Raw genomic sequence first — 21,213 nt, 5'->3', positions numbered from 1 at the left:
ACTGCGTGGATTTTATATGTCTTTATCTTCATTTTTACAAATTTCTGAGCGTGGCTCTAGCGTGCGTCAAGAAGTTATCGCTGGCTTGACGACCTTTTTGGCGATGGTGTACTCGGTGATTGTCGTGCCAAATATGCTCTCGCAAGCAGGTTTTCCAGCTGAGTCAGTATTTATCGCCACTTGCTTGGTGGCGGGTCTGGGTTCGATTTTGATTGGCTTGTGGGCAAATGCACCGATGGCCATCGGCTGTGCGATTTCTTTGACGGCGTTTACGGCATTTAGTTTGGTGCTGGGGCAGGGCGTGAGCATTCCTGTGGCACTGGGGGCGATTTTTTTGATGGGTGTGGTGTTTACCTTGATTTCGGTAACGGGCATTCGTGCGTGGATTTTGCGTAATTTGCCATCGAGCATCGCTCACGGTGCTGGTATCGGCATTGGGCTGTTTTTGCTACTCATTGCTGCTAACGGCGTCGGTTTGGTCGTCAAAAATGACGCAGGCTTGCCAGTAACGATGGGCGAATTTGTCTCTTTGCCAGTGATTTTGTCCTTGGTGGGCTTGGCAGCGATTATCGGCCTTGAAAAATTGCGTGTCAAAGGCAGCATTTTGTGGGTCATCATTGCCATCACAATCATTGGGCTAATTTTTGACCCCCAAGTCAAATCCGATGGTGCAATCCTAAAAATCCCAAGTTTTGGCTCCGATTCGCTATTTATGCAAATGGATTTGATGGGTGCGTTAGATGCGGCGATTTTGCCAGTGGTGTTTGCTTTGGTGATGACGGCGATTTTTGATGCCACAGGGACGATTCGTGCGGTGGCAGGTCAGGCGGATTTGCTTGATAAAGACGGTCAAATCGTCAATGGCGGCCGTGCTTTGACTTCAGATTCTATCAGCAGCTTGTTTTCGGGCATTTTTGGCACGGCACCAGCGGCGGTGTATATCGAATCGGCAGCAGGAACGGCGGTTGGCGGCAAAACAGGCTTGACGGCAATTGTCGTTGGTGCGTTATTTTTGCTGATGTTGTTTTTTCAACCACTGGCGTTTTTGGTGCCAAGCTATGCCACTGCCCCTGCCTTGATGTATGTGGGTTTGCTGATGCTAAGCAATGTCTCAAAGCTGGATTTTGATGACTTTGTCGGTGCGATGAGTGGCTTGGTCTGTGCGGTGTTTATCGTTTTGACGGCAAATATCGTTACTGGCATTATGCTTGGCTTTGGGGCGTTGGTGCTTGGCCGCTTGATTGCTGGTGAGTTTAATAAACTCAACATTGGCACAGTGCTGATTGCCATTGTGCTTGTGGCGTTTTATGCTTTGGGCTATGCCATTTAATTTTTATTAATTAGTATGTTAATAAAAATACCCCCCTGTTGGTTTAAACTGACAGGGGATTTTGCTTTTATTTGGCTTGGCTAATTGTCATAAAACGGACAATTTAGCAATGCTAAAATTAACAATGTCAAAAACTCATCACGGCAAAAGCTCAAGCAGTGTCTGATAAATGTCGGCTTTTTTATCGGCATCTGACTCTAGATGAGCATCAAACGAAGCTCCCAGCACCGCATAGCGAATGACGGCATAGCGTGGGGCGCTGTCAGTATCGGCAAATTGTCGCTGCTTTTGGGCGGTCCATGCGTGCCATTGCTGCTGCATGATGGCATCGGCATTGATGGCACGAATCAGCCCCGTCCAGCCACTGTCCAGCCCAATTTCTGGGTTTTCAAACATCACTTGCACATAGGCCTTGGTAAATTTGCCATCAATGTCGCCCAACTCATCAACTTTGGCAAGAATGGCGGTGTTTAACTGGGCGATAAACAGCCCAATCACCGCACCAAGCAGCTCATCTTTGTTTTTAAAATGATGAAACAAACCGCCTTTACTGGTGCCTGCCAAATCGGCAACTTTTTGCATCGATAAATTGGCAACGCCTTCTTTGACCATCAAGTCTTTGGCCGCCATAATTAAGCTATGCTTAAGTAACTCTGGGTTGTTTTTACGCTTTTTTGTGCCATCTTTGCCATCATTTGGGTGGTTATCAAGCAAATTATCCATCGGATTGTTGGACAAATTTTCAGGTGAATTTTTAAGTAAATTGCCAAGCGGATTGTGGCTTGCTGATGATGGCTGATTTGATGTAAACAGGTCTGTTGTGGTCATAAATTTATCCCAAAATTGACGATGGTTTTTTCAAAAACCAACTGGTCGGATTTTATATCAGATTTTATAAAAGTGGGGCGAAATTTGCAAGCAGATTTTGGGATTTTGCTAAGGTTTTGTTTTGGAGTGAATAATTTGGTGAAAACTTGGGTGCAAAATTCTGGTACAAATTTGGGTACAAAACTTTGACCAAAAAAAACCAACGTATCATTTCATCGCAGTTTTTATCAAATATGACACAAAAATGTGATGCAAATATGATACAATAAGAAAAATTACTCTCATTTGGCTTGGAGCTTGACATGACTGATAACAAAAAAATCCCCCATGTGCTGATGATTTTGGACGGTGTGGGACATCGTGAAGATCCCAGAGATAATGCGGTTTTGGCAGCAAATACTCCCAATCTTGACGCCCTGACTGCCAGCTGTCCAAACGGTCTGATTTCAGGTTCAGGTCTTGATGTCGGCTTGCCTGATGGTCAATTTGGCAACTCAGAAGTGGGGCATATGAATTTGGGTGCTGGTCGGATTTTGTTCCAAGATTCAACTCGTATCATGAATGAGATTGCGGGCGGTGAGTTTTTCCAAAATCCTGCCCTAACTGACGCTGTCAAAGCCACGCTGGATAACGAAGGGGCGGTGCATATTTTAGGCTTATTGTCTGATGGCGGCGTGCATGCACACATTGACCACATCAAAGCTGCTGCCAAATTGGCTCTGTCTCAAGGGGCGATGCAGGTTTTTGTGCATGCGTTTTTGGACGGTCGTGATACGCCGCCGCAGTCTGCCGAAAGCTATGTGACCGATATTGAAAGTTATTTTGCCCAAATTAATGGCGAATTTGACGGCGATGCCAAAATCGCCAGCGTGATTGGCCGTTTTTATGCCATGGATCGTGATAAGCGTTGGGATCGTGTCGAAGCCTGCTATGAGCTATTGACCGAAGGCAAATCCGTCCGCCGTGCCGACAGTGCCATCGATGCTGTCCATCAAGCCTATGCTGCTGGTGAGACGGACGAGTTTGTCCAAGCGACATTCATCGAAGAAGATGGCGTGATCTGCGATAATGATGGCGTGATTTTTATGAATTTCCGTGCTGACCGAGCCCGTGAAATCAGCTTGGCGTTTGTTGATGCTGATTTTGGCGGTTTTGATCGCCACATTGTGCCTGAGCTGTCGGCATTTGTCATGCTGACCAAATACTCTGACGAATTGGAAAACAACCCAAAAACCACCATCGCTTATCACCCAACCAGTTTGGCAAATACTCTGGGCGAATATCTGCAAAATTTGGGCAAAACCCAGCTACGCATTGCCGAAACCGAAAAATACGCCCATGTAACTTTCTTTTTTAGTGGCGGCCGTGAAGAGTTGTATCAAGGCGAAGATCGCATTTTGGTCAATAGCCCTGATGTCAAAACTTATGACTTAAAACCTGAAATGAGTGCGTTTGAAGTTACCGAAAAACTCACCGCCGCCATCGACTCTGGCAAATATGATGTGCTGATTGTCAATTATGCCAATGGCGATATGGTGGGGCATTCTGGCGTTTTTGAAGCGGCGGTAAAAGCGGTTGAAGCGGTGGATACTTGCATTGGCGAAGTGGTGAAGCATGTCAAAGCGGCAGGCGGCCACTTGCTCATCACTGCCGATCATGGCAACTGTGAGCAAATGCAAGACTACGAAAGCGGACAGGTACATACCCAGCACACCACTGAGCTGGTACCGTTTATTTATGTCGGTGATAAGGCAGTCAGCGTCCGCACAGGCGGCAGATTGTGCGATGTTTCGCCAACCATTTTGTATTTGATGGGCATGGATAAGCCAAGTGAAATGACTGGTGAGAGCCTGTTGGTCGAGTGATTGGCATTTGTTGATTGACAGTTGGTGATTGATTGCACCAGATTGACCACACAAAAGGTATCGCATATGAAGTTTGTAGCACTGATGGCGGCAATGCTCATGGCAAGCAGTTTACCTGCCTTTGCCACCACCGCCACCAATCCCGATTCACCGAATTTGGACGCATTAGATGTTGAGCCAAATCAGCTGTATGGCATCGATGGGCTGCATTCTGGGCGAGTGCCGCTGGGGGCAATCAGCCCAGCAACGCTCAAGACCTTTGTGCAGGCAGTGGATTTGATGCGGCGAGAGTACATTGAGCCGATTGATGATGAAGCCTTGTTTTATTATGCGATTAACGGCATGCTTAACCGTGTGGATCGCAATGCTGAGTTTTTGGACGCCAACGCTTTTGCCAATCTCAACTCATTCACCGAAGGCAATGTCGCCAGTGTGGGGCTAAAGGCCGTCTGGCGAGCGTCTGATGCTCATTGGGTGGTAACTGAAGTGCTGACGGATTCACCTGCTAAGATTGTCGGCATCACAGCAGGCGATTATCTGCATCAAATTGGCGACATTAAGCTCAATCAATCCCAAAGTGAAAATGACATTGTGCAGCTGTTAAACGGCATTTCAGGCAGCAGTGTCGATGTTACTTATTCTAAGGCGGGTCGTTCTAAGCGGACGGTCAACCTGATTCGCAATCAGCTTGAAAAAAGCAGCATTGAAGTTTTGGTTCAAAATAACATTGCCATCATCAAATTGCCCATTTTTCAAAACAACACTCGCCAAGAAATCCTAAATCACCTGTCGGCAATTACCACGCCAGTACAGGGCGTGGTGCTGGATTTGCGAAATAATCCGGGCGGTGTTTTGGACGCTGCGGTTGATGTGGCATCGCTGTTTATGCGTAAGCAAGTGGTAACACAAGTGCAAAATCGCACAGGCATTGAGCGAGTGTTAGAAACCCAAGGTTCGCCAATTTTAGAATCTGTGCCAGTGGTCATCTTACAAAACCGCTATTCAGCGTCTGCTGCCGAAGTGCTGGCAAGTGCCTTGCAGACGCACGAGCGTGCCTTAATCGTCGGCGAAACCAGCTACGGCAAAGGTTCGGTGCAGTCGGTGATTCCCATCGGTATCCATCAAGGCATCAAGCTGACAACGGCACATTATCTGACGCCAACAGGGGCGGAGATTGACAAAATCGGTGTCGTGCCAGATGTCAGCTTTGAGCGAGAATTGACGGTAGGCGATGACACTTGGCTAAAATTAAGCCTAGGGCTGGTAGAGCAAGCCAAATCACGAGCAGCCAGCCAGCATAGTGAAGACGCTGTCAAATAAAATGTTAAAATTTTTTTTGTATTAATGCTTAAAAAAACACCCCAAATTTGAGCATTTAGGGTGTTTTACTTTTCAATAATTAAGCATTGGTTTGTGCCAAGCCATGACGAATGGCAAGGTGGGTAAGTTTGACATCGCTGTCCACGCCCAATTTTTCAAAAATGCGATAGCGGTAGGTGTTTACCGTCTTAGTGCTGACAAACAGCTGATCGGCAATCTGCTGTGTACTTTGGCAATTCACCACCATCATCGCCACTTGTTTTTCACGCTCAGACAGGCTGTCAAAGGGCGAATCGGCTTGCTCACCAAGGACAGACTCGGCAAGCTGTTCGGCGACATCGTGGCTAAAATATTTGGAGCCTGCGTGTACTTTTTTGATGGCACGAATCATCTCATCAAGCGGTGTGCCTTTGGTGATATAGCCATTCACGCCTGCCTTTAGCAGCATCGACGGATAAGGCTGTGCCGACAGACCAGAGACCGCCAGCACTTTGACCGCCGAGTTGAACTGTTTGATGCGGCGAGTCGCTTCGACGCCATCGATATTGGGCATATTGACATCGAGCAGCACCACATCAGGGTGCAATGCACGCACTTGCAGCACCGCACTGTCGCCATCAATGGCTTCGCCAACAACTTCAATATCAGGGTCATCATCTAACATGCGTGTGATGCCCATTCTGACCAAATCGTGATCGTCTGCGACCAAAACTTTAATACTCATCGCTCGCCTTATTTTATGGGTTGCATGGGTATTGTAGCAGTAAAACGCCAAGATGTCGCTTGTTTTTGGGCAATTTGTGTAAAATTTACCAAAAATTCATGACAATAAACACGCCAAAATCACGGCAAGGCAAGCCACCAAATTTATAAAATGGCAAATTGGTAAAAAGGCTATCATAACAAAAGGGCAAATGCCGTTTAGTTGCATAACACTTTATCTAAACAAACCACCCAAATCAATTGCCAAAAAAAGAGTCCAAGCAAAACTTGAACCCTTTATTTTTATTGACTTTATCGGCAAAACCGAATCATCAATACATCGGCTTTAATTAGCCTTTTAGTGCTTTGATGGCAGCATTTAGGCGGCTCTTATGGCGAGCAGCTTTATTTTTGTGAATGATGCCTTTGTCAGCCATACGGTCAATGACAGGTACTGCTTTGTTATAGGCTTCAGTTGCCAATTCATAAGATTTGGCTTCGATAGCAGCGTTTACACGCTTGATGAAAGTGCGTACCATTGAACGCTGAGAAGCGTTGTGCTGACGACGCTTGGTGTTTTGACGAGCGCGTTTGCGAGCTTGTGCAGAGTTTGCCATAGGATAAATCCTTAATAATAATCAAAATCAATGTAAAAGTGGGTGCAACACGCTTGAGGTAACGCATCGCTTGGACAATATGCCCAATATATTACCAAAATCTGCGGCATCTCACAATATATAAATGAAATTTTTCTTGATAAATTTGTGAAATTGGCACGCTTTTTGCTGATTTTGTCGGTTTTTGTGTCAGATTGCTGGAATTTTGTGTTAAAATTTGTGCTAAAATAAGCAAAGTGATGCCAGTCATCAAGCCATGAGCAAATTTAGTAAATTGAGACAATATTAATGAAATCTAAAGCCATTGTAATCGGTAGCTCAAGTCGTGTCGGGCAGGCGTTGGCTCGTGAGTTGGCATTGATTTATGAAACGGTGATTTTAATCACTCGTAAGCAGCCACGGGCAATCAGCCCTAACATGCAAGTGTATCATGTGGCGGATTTTCAGGCGTTATCATCAACCATCGAATCCATCGCCATCGGTGCAGATACCGATGCATTCAGCTGTCTTGGTGTGGCACAGTCGCAAGTGGCAAGCCGTGATGAGTTTTATCAGGTCAATGTGCTTTATAACCTAGAATTTGCCAAAGCCTGTAAGAAAAAGGGCGTGCAGCAGTTTTATTTTTTGTCAAAAGACGGTGCCGATGCTCCCAATCACGATGACGAATTGACCGCCAAAGCAGATGTTGAGTATTATTTGCGGACATTGAGCTTTGATACTTTGGCGATTTTTCGGCTCAATCAATTAACACCACTAAAACAAACTTTTGGCCTAAAAACCGCCCTAAGAGCCAGCCAAAAAGCCATTCAAGGCGTGCTGTCGGCGGTAAGATTTCAAAGCAAAAAACACCCACTTAGCCCAAAGCAAGTCGCTGCTTGCATGGCTTTGTGTGCCTATGAACACAATCACAAGCCACAATTACGCACGCCAAACCAAGCAACCATCATCACGCATGAGCAGATGATTAATAAATTTAAATAATCAATTTGTTATCATTAAATAAATAAAGTCTTTTTATCAGCCCCTATGCAATCATAGCGGTTATTGCTTGGCTGTGCCGATAAAATGCCGTGCAATTTGCCAAAAATACAGATATTTATATAAAATTTTACCAATTTATGCTATAATGACTCGTTAAATTTTCGGGTATTTGCCCAGTGATTTCAAGGAATTTTTATGAGTGATTCGGTCAGTCCTATTGGCATTGTCGATGAATTGAAACGGTCGTATCTGGACTACGCAATGAGTGTCATTGTGTCTCGTGCTTTGCCTGATGTGCGTGATGGACTTAAGCCTGTACATCGCCGTATCCTGTACGCCATGCACGAGCTGGGTAATGATTATAATAAAAAATACCTAAAATCTGCCCGTGTGGTCGGTGATGTCATCGGTAAATACCACCCGCACGGCGACACGGCAGTTTATGATGCGATTGTCCGCATGGCACAGGATTTTAGCTTGCGTTATATGCTGGTCAATGGTCAAGGTAACTTTGGCTCGATGGACGGCGATCCACCAGCGGCGATGCGTTATACCGAAATGAAAATGCAGAAGCTGACGCATAAGATGCTGGCGGATTTGGACAAAGATACGGTTGATTGGGAAGACAACTACGATGGCTCAATGAAAATGCCAAGCGTGTTGCCTGCTCGCATTCCAAACTTGTTGGTCAATGGCGCAACAGGCATCGCTGTCGGTATGGCGACCAACATGGCACCGCACAATTTAACCGAAGTGCTAAACGCTTGCTTGGCATATGCCGACAATCCCAATATCTCAACCGATGAGCTGATTACCCACATCACTGGCCCAGATTTCCCAACGGGCGGCATCATTTATGGCAGAAGTGGCATCATCGATGCTTATCGCACTGGCAAGGGTCGCTTGCACATTCGTGGCCGCTATCACATTGAGCCAATGAGCGATCACGGGGCGAATAAAGAGCGTGAACGCATCGTCTTTACCGAAATTCCCTACCAAGTCAATAAAGCCAATCTTATCAAGCACATTGCCGATCTAGTCAATGCCAAAAAAATCGAAGGCATCAGCGAGATTCGTGATGAATCGGACAAAGAAGGTGTGCGTGTGGCGATTGACCTGCGTCGTGGCGAAAATGCAGAAGTGATGGTGAATAATCTGTTTAGCCAGACGCCACTTGAGACCAGCTTTAGCATTAACATGGTCGCCTTGGACAATGGCCAGCCTAAGCTGATGACCTTGCGAGATTTGGTGGCGGCATTCATTCGCCATCGCCAAGAAGTGGTAACACGCCGCACGATTTTTGAGCTAAATAAAGCCTTGGCTCGTGGGCATTTGTTAGAAGGCTTGACCATTGCTCTGGCTAACATTGATGAAGTGCTAGAAACCATCAAACAATCCGCCAACCGCAGTGCGGCACGAGATAACTTATTGGCACGCACTTGGCAATCGGCTGGTGTGGTGGCGATGCTTGAAGCGGCAGGGGCGGACTCTATTCGTCCTGAGATTATCGATGGCGAAGATTTGAACGCCCCTTATGGACTCATTGACAACAAAACACGCTATCGCTTATCACCTGAGCAAGTTAATGCCATCTTAGACATGCAGCTGCACCGCTTGACAGGGCTTGAGCAGGACAAGCTGACTGGCGAATATCAAGAGATTTTGGGTGAAATTGCCCGCCTAAATCTGATTTTGAATGATTTTGATGTGCTGATGGGCGTGGTGCGTGCCGAGCTGATTGAGATTCGTGATGAATTTGGCGACGAACGCAAAACCGACATTGTGGACGGACGACATGACTTTAGCCGTGAAGATCTGATTCCAGAGCAGACGGTGGTTTTGACCGTGTCGCATACTGGTTATGCCAAAACGCAGCCAATCAGCGATTATCAAGCCCAAAAGCGTGGTGGCAAAGGGCGTTCTGCCACCGCCATGAAAGAAGATGATGTGATTGAACATCTGTTGGTAACTAGCACGCACGCACATATTATGTGTTTTACCAATACAGGGCGAGTGTTTGGCTTGCGTGGCTTTGAGATTCCGCTGGCATCTCGTGGCTCAAAAGGCCGCCCATTGGTCAATTTGATTAACCTTGAGCCTGATGAAGCGGTTACGGCAATTTTACCAGTGGCCGATTTAAAAGACGAAAACAGCTTTGTCTTTTTTGCCACAGCGTCTGGTACGGTGAAGCGTGTGGCGTTGTCGCAATTTGCCAATTTGCGAGCCAATGGTTTGCGTGCCATCGATTTGGCGGACGGTGATATGCTGATTGGTGTTGCCATCACAGACGGCGAGCAGCAGATTATGCTGTTTAGTAACGAAGGCAAGGCGATTCGTTTCAAAGAAGACAGCATTCGTGCGATGAGCCGTGCCGCCAAGGGCGTGCGTGGTATGCGAGTCAATCTGTTGGCAACCGCCGATGATGAAGAAATCATCGAAGACGATGGCGAAGATAGCGGCGATGGCTTTGCCGTCAGTCGTGTGGTGTCGCTGGTGGTCGTGCCAAAAGGCGGCGAGATTTTGTGTGCTTGCGAAAATGGCTTTGGCAAACGCACGCCAATTGACGACTACCCAACCAAAGGGCGTGGCGGTAAAGGTATCATTGCCATCAAGACTTCCGAGCGTAATGGTCAGCTGGTTAAGGCGGTCGCTGTTACTGGCGAAGAAGATGTGATTTTGATTTCGGACAAAGGCACTTTGGTGCGCACGCCAGTGGCACAGATTGCCACCGCTGGGCGTAATGCTCAAGGCGTCAAGCTGATTCGCATCGCTGATGAAGAAGTACTGGTCGGCATGGCGTGCGTTGAACACGAAGAAGACAGTGATACCGATGATGACAATGGCGATGTTACCGCTGCTGTGGCTGATAGTACCGCTGATACTGGTGCCGCTGATGCTGCCGATGGTTCAAACGCTGCAGACACCATTGAGCCAACCGAATAAACCAAGCCAAATACAGCCAACATAACAACAAACCAAGCCTTGTGTGCTTGGTTTGTTTTGATTGGTCATCATTGATGAACTATCAATCGCTTATTAAATCATTGGTTCAATCATTGGCAAGTTTTGCAATTGGCTTTTGGCGATGAATTTTTTTTAATAAATTTTTAACAACTTCTTTTAATAAATTTTATAAACTAACTGCCAATCAACGGCGGTTTTGAGTAATTTTTTATGCTTCATTTATATCATCTGAATAAATCTCGTTCGTTTCGTATTGTCTGGCTGCTTGAAGAACTAAAACTTGCTTATGGCATTGACTATCAGCTGCACCAGATAGAGCGTGATGCACGCACGGCACTGGCTCCAGAGCATTTGACACAGATTCACCCAATGGGCAAAGCACCGATTTTGGTTGATGACAGCTTGCCTGCTGGCGAAAATAGCCTTGCTGAATCGGCGGTGATTATTGAGTATTTATTAAAAACCTATGACACAGATGCTAAGTTTTATCCCACCGTCGATGCCCAATCACCAAAAACCGCTGGCAAGGCGTGGCGTGATTATACTTTTTGGTTGCATTTTGCCGAAGGTAGCCTAATGCCGCCTTTGGTGATGGGGCTGATTTTGGATAAGGTCGCTGCCAAATCGCCGTGGTTTGCCAGACCAATCGCCAATAAGCTAAACAGCAGCATTCATCAGCTGATTTTGGACAAAAACCTTGCCAATGCCTTGCAAATGGTGGAATCAGCACTGGCAAATCAAGACTGGCTAGCAGGGCAGTTTAGCGGTGCGGACATTCAGATGTATTTTGCGGTAAAAGGAGCAAAAGTGCGTGGCGTGTTGCCAGCAACGCATCAGCACACTTTGGCGTGGCTGGCACGCTGCGAAAGTCAGCAAGCCTATAAAAATGCCGAAAAACTCGCTGGTACGGCATTATAAATAGCAACACCAACAGCAATCATGACCGCTTAGCAATCAAACATTGGTAAGTATCAGTTAACAATCATTTGGTCAAAATTTCTGCCAATTTGGCTTTATTGTTGGTATTATCCCACGCTGTCAAAAATTGTAGGCGGTGCTTGTAGATTTCGCTTAAGATAAGATTTTTGCTGCCAGCTTGCTGTTTTTGTAGCACATCTTTAAGTGCAGTGCAGAGCAGTTCAAAAAACCGCAACTGACGGTCGTCAATTTGCCCAATTTGTGCTTGATGAGCCAGCATATTTTGGGCAAATGCCTGCCAATGCGTCTGAATTTCACGCTTGGCGGTATCGCTCATGGCAGCGATAATAAAATACGCCCAATCATGGCGGTGGCTAGCGTTTGACGCATCATTTGCCAAGCCATCGGCTAATAAATCCGTGGGCAGAGAGCGGATAATATCAATGATTTCACCCAATAAACCGCTGTCAAAACTTGCCCATGATGGCAAATCTGGCACGCCCAAAGACTGCCGCTCAAGGTGTGTGGCAAATGGCAAATGTGCCTTGTCCATGCCTGACTGCTCAATGATATACGCCAAAGGGTCAGGCGTAAGCAAACTTGGCGTGTGGATAAGGTGTAGGGCAATCTCGGTTAGCACCTGAATGTCGTTGTTGTTGGTGTAGTCAATATGACTAACCGCTGGGCGAGCGTAGCCAGCTTTATCGGCGGTTTTGAGCTTTTGGTAAATGTCGCTATTGAGCCACCATTTTAGGCTAGAGCCTTTTGGAAATAGGTCGGTCAGCTGCCGAAGTGTCGCCATGGCGTGTGCCTTTTGTTCAGGGCGGCTCAGATCGTATTTGGCAGACAGCACGCCATACAGATAATCAGAAATACTCATGGCATTATCAATGGCATCTTGCATGGCGTTTGTGCCGTAGGTTTTTAGGTAAGTGTCGGGGTCGTGATTGTCTGGCAAAGTCAAAAAATACAATTCTCGCCCATCATGCAGCACTGGCGTGGCAATTTCCAAAGTCCGCCATGCCGCCCGCTGACCAGCTTCATCACCATCAAAACACAGTGTCAATTTGTTATGATAGCGAAGTAAGCGGTCGATTTGTTTTTCATTGGCGGCAGTTCCCATCGGAGCCACCGCACCACAGATGCCTGCTTGATGCAGAGCGATAACGTCCATGTAGCCTTCGACCATCAGATAGTTGCTGGCTTTTTGTTGGCGTGCTTCGTATAAGCCGTATAAAATATGCTGTTTTTGAAAAACTGGCGATTCGCTGGAGTTGATGTATTTTGGCAGCTCATCGCCCAGACTACGACCAGCAAAACCGACCACACGCCCTTGATTATCACGAATGGGAAAAATAATCCGATTTCGCAGCAAATCAAAGGTTCTGCCTTGTGTCTTGGACGAATCTCGCACCAGACCTAAGATTTTTAGCCCTTCGATGTCTTGGGGAAAAACCTCTTCCAGATGTTGCCAGCCTTCGGGGGCATAACCCAGCCCAAAAGTAGCAATGGTGGCATCAGTCAGCCCACGGTTAATAAAATACTGCTTGGCGATGGGCGTATTTTCAAGCATAAAACGGTAATAATGATACACGCTATCAAGCAAGCTGTACAAATCGCCTTGCGGTTCGTTAAGCGGTTCATGCAGCGGCATCGGCTCAATCTGCACTGGCGGCATCACATGGTCAGAATTTGCCATGGCAGGCATTGGCATTTGACCATGATAAACAGGCTGATTGAGGTGGTTGGGCTGATGGCTTGGATTGTCGCTGACAACATTTGAGCCATTTGAGCCAACTGGCGGATTGGTGGCTTGTGGCTGACTGCTTGGCCGCTCGGTCGGTGCTGGTTTGACGACGGTTTGATTTGGCTTGGTTGGTTTGTTGGTTTTTTTGTACTTAAATTTTTGCTGATAAGCATCGTCTTTGGGCAGCTCAACGCCTGTCTGCTCGGATAAATATTTGACCGCTTCAACAAAACTCAAGCGTTCGTATTCTTTTAAAAAAGTAATCGGATTGCCCTTGGCGTGGCAGCCAAAGCAATAGTACAAATTGGTCTCAGGATTGACATAAAAAGACGGCGTTTTTTCGCCATGAAAAGGGCAGCAGCCTTTGAACTCACGCCCAGCTGGTTTTAGCGTGGTGTGCTTGCCAATCATAGCAACCAAATCCGCTTGGCTGTTGAGTGCTTCAAGTACCGATTCTGGAATACGCATGGCGATGATTGCCCCAATCTTGTTCAGATTTTGATGGATAAAGTTCAATGAAAAATCAAATCAATCACTTATCAATCATTTATCAATAATTTAGATAAAATAACAAAACGGCATAACGATGCCGTCTGTTGTCATTTCAATGGCGTTGCTTGTTGTCGTTGATGATTTGTCAAATTTACCAATTCAACCATTCATCAATTTATCAATATCCACCAATTCGCCAACAAGCCGATTGGCAGATAATCGGTAAATGATTGGCAAGTCATTGGCAAAACCAATCACGCACCAATCACCTGACCGCTTCACTTAGCCATTAGCGTGGCACATCGTTCATATGACCTGCCTGAGATTCGGCAGTTGGCAAATCCAAGCTCAAATTTGGGCGGCGGCTTGGCTTGCTGTCAGACGATGGTGCAACCGTTGGCGTGTCTGTTGTCGGTAGGGCGATGCCACTGGCAGAGTGGATAACCTGTGTGCGTGTCTGGCCGTTGTACTGACCTTGGTAGCTGTCCAGATTTTCGCTGGCACGACCAAGTTTACCAAAGCTGATGGCTGATAGTACTTTTTGGGTGGTGGTTTTGGCGTTGGTGGTGTTTAGGCGTACCGAGCCATCACGGTTAAGATATTGCGGATAGTTGATTTGCAATAGTGTTTTGTATTGATTGGCGGTATCGCTCAGACCCAATCGCTCATTGGCATATGCTAAAATGGCAGTCGCTTCAGGCACGGCGTTGGATTGTGGATAGTATTGAAAAACCCACTTGGCACGGTTCGCCGCAGCGACCATGGTATCTCGCTTCAGATACCAGCGAGCCGCCACCAGTTCATTTTCGGCAAAGTCATTATAAATCGCCAACATGCGTTGTGCGGCATCGGCGGCATAAGGGCTGTTTGGATAATTATTTACCAAAGTTTGAAAATCTTGAAATGCCAAACGCAGATAAGTAACATCTCGCTGTGATTGATTTAGGTTGAATAAGCGAGATGCTTTTGGTGCACCGCCCATATTGGTTACGCCTTGGACATATAGGGCATAATCCACCGAACGGCTGTTTGGGTATAAGCGGATAAATTCGGCAGTACTGTTTAGCACCGCTTCAAAGTCATTAGCACGATATTGGGCATAAATCAAATCCAACAAAGCTTGTTGGGCATATTGACCAGTCGGATAAAAGGTGCGAATGTTATTCAAAGCGGTGATGGCTTCACGGTTTTGACCTTTGTCCAAGGCTTGACTGGCGTCTTGATAATAGGCACTGTCGCTCTTTTCGGCACTGACAACGACATCTCTTTCTTTGTCAAACAGTTTATTAACGCTTGCACAACCACTGATTGCCAGCGTGCTGATGGCAATGGCGGCAGCAAATTTGGTAGGCGATGATTTCATAAATATTCTCGTGCGATGCTAAAAAGACAGATTGGCGGTTAGTGTAGCATATTTTTTGGCATTGAACAATGATTCAAAACCACCGCCGCTTTATAAAACCATTGACAAAGCTATTGATAAAAGCAGCGATAAACCTATGGCACAATCATTGATATAATCACTAATAAAAGCAGTAATAAACTTGTGATAAAACTTGTGATAAAGTCGCTGGCAATTTTGACCGCAGCAACATACCCACTTTGTCCACGCTTGACTTGGCAAATCAACAAATCGCTATGGCAAGTGTCGCCAAAATGTGCTAAAGTTGCCCATCATTTTACATTTGGGTAACATCATGCAGTCAGTTTTTGAGCAGGCGACTTTTGGACAGGCGACTAAGAACAATGATGCGTCGTCTGCAGATTTTGATGAATATTTTGCCAATGAATTGAACGAATTGGCGGACGATTTGATTGACGGTTTGGTAGATGATTTGGCGGATAATTTAACGGACAATTTAACCGATAATCTGGCGGACAATCTGGACGAAACTGCCAAAAAAACCGCACAAAATGCCATCAATGCCACTTATGTGGTGCAAGATGCCGATGTTGGTATGCGTTTGGATAAGCTGGCTGCCACGATTTTTACCGACTTTTCTCGTGGTAATTTGCAAAAATTCATCGAATCTGGCGACTTGAGCGTCAATGGCGACACCGTCAAGCCAAAATACGCCGTCAAAGCAGGCGACACGCTACAATTGACCATCGCAGTGCAGGCACATTCTGAAGATTTGCCCGAAAATATCGCCATCGATGTCGTTTATCAAGACGATTATTTGTTGGTCATCAATAAACCTGCTGGCATGGTGGTACACCCGGGGGCAGGCAATCAGACAGGCACTTTGGTCAATGCCTTGCTGTATCATTATCCCAACCAGTCGCATCTGCCCAGAGCGGGGCTGGTGCATCGCATTGATAAAGACACAACAGGGCTTTTGGTCGTGGCTCGTGATAAAGCCACGCAGCTGGCTTTGGTCGAGCAGCTCAAGGACAAAAGCGTCTATCGGCACTACCAATGTGTCGCTTTGGGGTCGGCTCATGAGATTTTACGCCACGCCTGCATTGATGCACCGATTGGCAGGCACGCCACGCATCGCACCAAGATGGCAGTGCGAGCCACAGGTAAGCCTGCTGTTACGCACATTGTCAGTGCAAAGAACATACATGAGCGTTACAGTCTGCTTGATGTACAGCTACAAACTGGCCGCACGCACCAAATCCGTGTGCATCTGTCGCACATCGGACACCCTTTGGTGGGCGATCCTGTTTATGGTACTTCGCCCCGTGCAGGCTTAAGCCAGTCGCAGCGGCAAGCCGTACAGGACTTTGGTCGCCAAGCCTTGCACGCTCATACTTTGGGCTTTATTCACCCTGCCACAGGCGAGCAGATGCAGTTTCATGCACCATTGCCTGATGATATGCTGGCGTTGATTGAGATTTTACAAAATGGCTGATGACAACAAAAATTGGTCAAATAAAAAACTGGCAAAACTGGCACAACCGATAAATTAGCAAAATCAGTAGATTAACAAACAAAATGGCGAGCATCGCAAATGACGGACAATAGCACGGATAACAACTTAGCAAACAGCAATTTGACAAGTAACAGCTTAACAGGCAATCGCCCAAAGACGCTGCCATTGGACACTTTGTATAAGGACGATAAAATTTGGGTGGTGCAGACGCACGCAGGCAATTTTGATAAATTTGCCAAATTGCCACAATCACAGCCGCCACAGCAATCGCAATCATCACAACTGTATGGCGAGTTTAATTTGGGCTTACATGTCAAAGATGACCCCAATGCGGTGCTGATTCGCCGTGCTGAACTTTTGGCAAATTTACAAAATCAAGGTGCTAAGATTGATCGCATTCATTGGCTCAACCAAGTGCATGGCGATGCGGTGGTCGATGCCGATCGCCCACAGGTGCAGTCGCTCAAGTCCGCCGATGCTTTGATAAGCAGCCAGCGGCATATTGCTCTGGCGATTATGACTGCCGACTGTGTACCTGTGGCGTTATTTGATGATAAAGGGTCGGCGATTGCTTGCATACATGCTGGCTGGCAGGGCTTGACCAATGGCATTATCGCCAAAACCGCCCAGCAAATGCCGCCACTGACACAGCCCAAAGCGGTTATCGGTGCTTGTATTTCGCAGGCGGCTTATGAGATTGATTTGGCATTGGCACAGCGTATCGTGCAGACGGTGGCGGCACAAAATCTGGTGGCAGGCGATGCCCAAGCCCTATTTGAGCAAATCATCATCGTCAGCGACACACCAGATAAAGTGCGGATTGACATTGCCAAATTGGCTCGCCTTGAGCTTGAGCATTCGGGATTTTCGGTGGTCAATTCACCGATGCCGTGCAGTTATCTGTCGCCCAATTATTATTCGTATCGAGCCCAAACCCACGCCAATAAAGCCGCCACAGGCAGAATGGCGATGCTGGTGATGATGGCGTTGGGTGATTGATATTAAATTAATTAATTAAATTAAACTCGCCAACCTAAGCAGGATTATCAATATCCACAAACTGCACATCAACGCCGAACTGCTGGGCGACCACTTCGCCCAGTCGCATGATGCCGCCACGCTCGGTGGCGTGATGCCCTGCGGCAAAATAATCTAGCCCCAGCTCTCGTGCCATGTGGGTGGTGCGTTCGGAGATTTCTCCAGAAATAAACGCATCACAGCCGCACAGTGCCGCCTGCTCAATCATATCCTGCGCACCGCCTGTACATAGGGCGATTTTGGTCAGTGTCCGATGCCGCTCGCCTGCACAGATGTGCAAAGGCTGCCGCCCTAGGGCTTGATGGATTTTATCAGCAAAAGCATCGGCGGCGATGGGTGTGGTGCTGGCGATATTGCCCACAGGGTGCTTTTCGTGCGGATACAAAGGGGCGGTGATGGTCAAATCCAGCATATCCGCCAAAGCACGGTTATTACCGATAGCAGGGTGAGCGTCCAGTGGCAAATGGTAGGCAAGCAGTGAAATATTATGCCGAAATAGGCTCTGGATACGCTTGCCTTTCATGCCAGTCAGCGGTGCAGGCTCACCTTTCCAAAAATAACCATGATGCACCAAAATCGCCTGAGCATCGGCGGCAATCGCTCGCTCAATCAGGGCTTGGCAAGCGGTTACGCCTGTGATGATGCGTGAAATCGGCACGCCTGCATCGACTTGCAGACCATTGGGGCAATAATCATGAAATTCATTGGCAAGCAAAAACTCATCACAAAACTGGCTTAACTGCTTGGGGCTGATGGCGACGGCTGACACGGCTTTTCCTTTTGTAATTTGATAATATTTGATAATGACAATTTAATAAACCAAATTTAACAAACCAATTCGTCCAATAAAATCATCATCAACAAATGCTGTGGTATGGTACAATTAAAATAAGCGTTATTGTAGTGGGTTTTTGTTTATTGTGCAAATGCTGGCTGTCATATCTAAAGCCCAATTGATAAGTTCAATTGATAAACTCATCACGCCAAAGTTATGCCACAGTTACGCCACGACGCACCGCCATTGATACTGCCATTTGTATTAATCTGATACCAAATCCGCCATTTGCCCATAAGTGAGCCAATATGTCCGATAAAGCCACAACTGCAACCAAAACGACAGACGCAAGTACAACCGACTACATCACCAAGCAATTTGCCATTCGTGGCATGACTTGCCAGTCTTGTGCCAGCCGCCTTGAAAAAGTGCTGAACAAAAAAAGCCAAATCAAGCGTGCCACGGTGAATTTTGCCAACGAAACTTTGGTGCTAGAATACGATGCGGCGGTGGACGATGCTTTGATTATAGATTGGGTAAAAAAAACAGGATTTGAAGCACTTGCCGCCGCCGACAACACACCACCAAGCCAAGCTGTGCCGTGGGATTTGCTGCTGCTTTGGGGGTTGTCGTTGCCGTTTTGGGTCGGTATGCTGGGCATGATGGCAGGGACGCATGATTTGATGATGCCTGTTTGGTTGCAGTTTGTGCTGGCGAGCGTGGTGCAGCTGTTTTTTGGTGCTAAGTTCTATCAAGGGGCGTGGGCGAGCATTCGTGGCGGACTTGCCAATATGGATACGCTGGTGGCATTGGGGACGACGGCGATTTGGGCGTATTCTGCCTATTTGTGGCTGACGCACCCACAGGCGGCTGCCCATGTGTATTTTGAAGCGTCGGTGATGGTGATTGCCTTTGTGCGACTGGGCAAATATTTGGAACACCGCACCAAAACCCAAAGCCTAAACAGTTTGGGTCTATTGACCCAGCTGATTCCTGATGAAGTCAATCGCTTGGTTGATGGGCAATTTACCAAAGTCAAAGCAGACAGCATCAAGGTGGGCAATGTCCTGCTTGCCAATACTGGCGATAAAATCGCTGTCGATGGCGTGGTGCTGGCAGGCTCTGGCGTGTGCGATGAGTCGCATCTGACTGGCGAGAGCTTACTTTTGACCAAAAATGTCGGCGATAGGGTATTTGCTGGCAGTACGCTGTCTGATGGCTCACTACAATATCAAGCGGTGGCGACAGGCGAAGCGACACGGCTGGGCGATATGATGGCTGCTCTGGCACAAGCCCAAGGCACGAAGGCAAATATCGCACGCTTTGCCGATAAAGTGGCGGCGGTGTTTGTGCCGCTCGTTGTGGCGATTGCGGTGCTGGGGTTTTTGGTGAATTTTTGGCTTGGGGCGGCGTTTGATGTGGCGTTGATGCGTGGCGTGGCGGTGCTGGTGATTGCTTGCCCTTGTGCGTTGGGACTGGCGACACCAGCGGCGATTATGACAGGCATGGGGGCAGCGGCACGGCATGGCGTTTGGTTTCGTGATGCCGTAAGCCTAGAGATGGCAGGCAGCATTGACACCATTGTCTTTGACAAAACTGGCACGCTGACAACTGGCAAGCCCAGCATTCGCCAAATCAAATGCCTAACAGCAGCGATTGATGAAAAACAAGCCGTACAGCTGACTGCAAGTCTTGAGCAGCACGCCAGCCACCCATTGGCACAGGCTTTGGTGGAGTATGCCAAATCCCAACAAATCGCACTGTTGCCTGTGACACAAATTACCCACAGTACAGGGCAGGGCTTGACAGGCTGCGTTGATGGTGTTGGCGTTATCAAAGTCGGCACGCCAGATTTTATCGGCTTAGACTGGCAAGCTGATGACACATGGCAAGATGTCAGCGTGGTCGCTGTCAGCATTGATGGCGAGCCTATGGCGATATTTGGCTTGGCTGACACTATTAAAGACGAATCGGCCAGCGTGCTGGAGCAAATCCGCCAAGACGGTATTGAGACCATCTTAATGAGCGGCGATCGGCAGTCGGTGGTCGATGGCGTGGCAGATGCTCTGGCAATCGATAATCGAACTGGGCAAATGTCGCCACGAGACAAGCTGACCGCCATCGAGCAGCTCAAAGATGCAGGGCGAATGGTTGCCATGGTCGGTGATGGGGTCAATGACGCCCCAGCGATGGCGGCAGCGTCTGCCAGTTTTGCCGTCGGTAATGCCACCGATGTCGCACGCCATACCGCATCGGCACAGCTTTTGGGTGAGTCGCTGGTGCATGTGCATTACGCCTACAAAATCGCCCAAATGACCCTAACCAACATCAAACAAAACTTCTTTTTTGCCCTGATTTATAATTGCATCGGTATTCCACTGGCGGTGCTGGGCGTGCTAAATCCGATGATGGCGGCGGCAGCGATGGCGTTAAGCTCAATTTCGGTACTGCTCAACGCCCTAAGGCTGAAGCGTGTGCGGCTGAATCGTTAAATTAAGTGTTTTTAACCCATTGTTAAATTGGGTTTGATGGAAGGGGGTAGATACAAGAAAGCAATAAGCCTGAATATAACTTTAAATTAGATGAGCTTGCCAAAGCAAAAGATTATATAAAAAATAAGGTGCTATACGAACTGTATGCCCGTGAAGAACAATCGATAAAGAGACATTGAGAATGAAGGCAACAGCGACACATGCACGCACACCGCTATCTAATGGTGTGCCTGAGTCCGAAATTTCGGAATTTTTATTTAATCAC

General features: G+C 47.3%; 15 protein-coding genes. 9 read left to right on the top strand and 6 right to left on the bottom strand.

What is annotated here, in order from left to right:
* Nucleotides 1-16: 16 nt before the first annotated feature.
* Nucleotides 17-1,330, top strand: coding sequence for an NCS2 family permease (locus ACFBZI_RS08920; RefSeq protein WP_375715979.1), 1,314 nt, complete (start codon nt 17-19; stop codon nt 1,328-1,330).
* Between the two features lie 138 nt (nt 1,331-1,468).
* On the opposite strand, the gene ACFBZI_RS08915 is transcribed toward ACFBZI_RS08920, so the two are convergent.
* Nucleotides 1,469-2,158 (bottom strand): TetR/AcrR family transcriptional regulator, encoded by a 690-nt coding sequence (locus ACFBZI_RS08915; RefSeq protein WP_375715978.1) that lies wholly within the window; start codon nt 2,156-2,158, stop codon nt 1,469-1,471.
* A 302-nt stretch (nt 2,159-2,460) separates the two neighbouring features.
* Here ACFBZI_RS08915 and gpmI point away from each other — a divergent pair, with 302 nt between their 5' ends.
* Both gpmI and ACFBZI_RS08905 read left to right on the top strand, forming a co-directional pair.
* The gene (gpmI, locus tag ACFBZI_RS08910; protein ID WP_375715977.1) at nt 2,461-4,023 is read left to right on the top strand and encodes a 2,3-bisphosphoglycerate-independent phosphoglycerate mutase; all 1,563 of its coding nucleotides are present in this window, start codon (nt 2,461-2,463) and stop codon (nt 4,021-4,023) included.
* A 66-nt stretch (nt 4,024-4,089) separates the two neighbouring features.
* Nucleotides 4,090-5,343 carry a S41 family peptidase gene (locus tag ACFBZI_RS08905; protein ID WP_375715976.1) on the top strand — a complete coding sequence of 418 codons (1,254 nt, stop codon included), beginning with the start codon at nt 4,090-4,092 and terminating at the stop codon, nt 5,341-5,343.
* Nucleotides 5,344-5,422: 79 nt separating this feature from the next.
* Here ACFBZI_RS08905 and ACFBZI_RS08900 read toward each other — a convergent pair whose 3' ends face one another.
* Nucleotides 5,423-6,067: a response regulator gene (locus tag ACFBZI_RS08900; RefSeq protein WP_375715975.1), complete on the bottom strand. Its 645-nt coding sequence runs from the start codon at nt 6,065-6,067 to the stop codon at nt 5,423-5,425.
* A 328-nt stretch (nt 6,068-6,395) separates the two neighbouring features.
* Nucleotides 6,396-6,662 (bottom strand): 30S ribosomal protein S20, encoded by a 267-nt coding sequence (rpsT, locus tag ACFBZI_RS08895; protein WP_076555746.1) that lies wholly within the window; start codon nt 6,660-6,662, stop codon nt 6,396-6,398.
* Nucleotides 6,663-6,950: 288 nt separating this feature from the next.
* Here rpsT and ACFBZI_RS08890 point away from each other — a divergent pair, with 288 nt between their 5' ends.
* The 3 genes from ACFBZI_RS08890 (at nt 6,951) to ACFBZI_RS08880 (ending at nt 11,525) form a co-directional block, all read left to right on the top strand.
* Entirely contained in the window at nt 6,951-7,643 is a 693-nt protein-coding gene (locus ACFBZI_RS08890) for an NAD-dependent epimerase/dehydratase family protein (protein ID WP_375715974.1), read from the top strand.
* Nucleotides 7,644-7,838: 195 nt separating this feature from the next.
* Nucleotides 7,839-10,586, top strand: a complete 2,748-nt coding sequence (gene gyrA, locus ACFBZI_RS08885) for a DNA gyrase subunit A (RefSeq protein ID WP_375715973.1) — start codon at nt 7,839-7,841, stop codon at nt 10,584-10,586.
* A 231-nt stretch (nt 10,587-10,817) separates the two neighbouring features.
* Nucleotides 10,818-11,525, top strand: a complete 708-nt coding sequence (locus ACFBZI_RS08880) for a glutathione S-transferase (protein WP_375715972.1) — start codon at nt 10,818-10,820, stop codon at nt 11,523-11,525.
* Nucleotides 11,526-11,589: 64 nt separating this feature from the next.
* Here ACFBZI_RS08880 and ACFBZI_RS08875 read toward each other — a convergent pair whose 3' ends face one another.
* Nucleotides 11,590-13,740 carry a DNA primase gene (locus tag ACFBZI_RS08875; protein ID WP_375716342.1) on the bottom strand — a complete coding sequence of 717 codons (2,151 nt, stop codon included), beginning with the start codon at nt 13,738-13,740 and terminating at the stop codon, nt 11,590-11,592.
* A gap of 313 nt (nt 13,741-14,053) precedes the next feature.
* Nucleotides 14,054-15,127, bottom strand: a complete 1,074-nt coding sequence (locus ACFBZI_RS08870) for an outer membrane protein assembly factor BamD (RefSeq protein WP_375715971.1) — start codon at nt 15,125-15,127, stop codon at nt 14,054-14,056.
* Nucleotides 15,128-15,461: 334 nt separating this feature from the next.
* Between ACFBZI_RS08870 and ACFBZI_RS08865 the strand changes: the two genes are divergently transcribed.
* Both ACFBZI_RS08865 and ACFBZI_RS08860 read left to right on the top strand, forming a co-directional pair.
* Nucleotides 15,462-16,622: an RluA family pseudouridine synthase gene (locus ACFBZI_RS08865; RefSeq protein WP_375715970.1), complete on the top strand. Its 1,161-nt coding sequence runs from the start codon at nt 15,462-15,464 to the stop codon at nt 16,620-16,622.
* Nucleotides 16,623-16,721: 99 nt separating this feature from the next.
* Complete coding sequence (locus ACFBZI_RS08860; RefSeq protein ID WP_375715969.1) at nt 16,722-17,642, top strand: purine nucleoside phosphorylase YfiH/LACC1 family protein; 921 nt, start codon at nt 16,722-16,724, stop codon at nt 17,640-17,642.
* A 34-nt stretch (nt 17,643-17,676) separates the two neighbouring features.
* Here the strand turns inward: ACFBZI_RS08860 and ACFBZI_RS08855 are convergent, their stop codons facing one another.
* Nucleotides 17,677-18,450, bottom strand: a complete 774-nt coding sequence (locus tag ACFBZI_RS08855) for a Nif3-like dinuclear metal center hexameric protein (protein ID WP_375715968.1) — start codon at nt 18,448-18,450, stop codon at nt 17,677-17,679.
* A 314-nt stretch (nt 18,451-18,764) separates the two neighbouring features.
* Here ACFBZI_RS08855 and ACFBZI_RS08850 point away from each other — a divergent pair, with 314 nt between their 5' ends.
* The gene (locus ACFBZI_RS08850; protein ID WP_375715967.1) at nt 18,765-20,948 is read left to right on the top strand and encodes a heavy metal translocating P-type ATPase; all 2,184 of its coding nucleotides are present in this window, start codon (nt 18,765-18,767) and stop codon (nt 20,946-20,948) included.
* Nucleotides 20,949-21,213 lie beyond the last annotated feature (265 nt).

Origin of the sequence: Moraxella marmotae, from assembly GCF_042219885.1 — a bacterium.
Classification (GTDB): domain Bacteria; phylum Pseudomonadota; class Gammaproteobacteria; order Pseudomonadales; family Moraxellaceae; genus Moraxella; species Moraxella marmotae.
The sequence above is the reverse complement of the archived record's forward strand: the minus strand, read 5'-3'. Positions and strand labels throughout refer to the sequence as shown.

Coding starts and splice junctions, on each gene's coding strand:
- ACFBZI_RS08915 (WP_375715978.1), bottom strand. CDS start 2,158: ATGACCACAACAGACCTGTTTACATCAAATCAGCCATCATCAGCAAGC.
- ACFBZI_RS08875 (WP_375716342.1), bottom strand. CDS start 13,740: ATGCGTATTCCAGAATCGGTACTTGAAGCACTCAACAGCCAAGCGGAT.
- ACFBZI_RS08880 (WP_375715972.1), top strand. CDS start 10,818: ATGCTTCATTTATATCATCTGAATAAATCTCGTTCGTTTCGTATTGTC.
- ACFBZI_RS08860 (WP_375715969.1), top strand. CDS start 16,722: ATGACGGACAATAGCACGGATAACAACTTAGCAAACAGCAATTTGACA.
- ACFBZI_RS08870 (WP_375715971.1), bottom strand. CDS start 15,127: ATGAAATCATCGCCTACCAAATTTGCTGCCGCCATTGCCATCAGCACG.
- ACFBZI_RS08900 (WP_375715975.1), bottom strand. CDS start 6,067: ATGAGTATTAAAGTTTTGGTCGCAGACGATCACGATTTGGTCAGAATG.
- gyrA (WP_375715973.1), top strand. CDS start 7,839: ATGAGTGATTCGGTCAGTCCTATTGGCATTGTCGATGAATTGAAACGG.
- ACFBZI_RS08890 (WP_375715974.1), top strand. CDS start 6,951: ATGAAATCTAAAGCCATTGTAATCGGTAGCTCAAGTCGTGTCGGGCAG.
- ACFBZI_RS08865 (WP_375715970.1), top strand. CDS start 15,462: ATGCAGTCAGTTTTTGAGCAGGCGACTTTTGGACAGGCGACTAAGAAC.
- gpmI (WP_375715977.1), top strand. CDS start 2,461: ATGACTGATAACAAAAAAATCCCCCATGTGCTGATGATTTTGGACGGT.
- ACFBZI_RS08920 (WP_375715979.1), top strand. CDS start 17: ATGTCTTTATCTTCATTTTTACAAATTTCTGAGCGTGGCTCTAGCGTG.
- rpsT (WP_076555746.1), bottom strand. CDS start 6,662: ATGGCAAACTCTGCACAAGCTCGCAAACGCGCTCGTCAAAACACCAAG.
- ACFBZI_RS08850 (WP_375715967.1), top strand. CDS start 18,765: ATGTCCGATAAAGCCACAACTGCAACCAAAACGACAGACGCAAGTACA.
- ACFBZI_RS08905 (WP_375715976.1), top strand. CDS start 4,090: ATGAAGTTTGTAGCACTGATGGCGGCAATGCTCATGGCAAGCAGTTTA.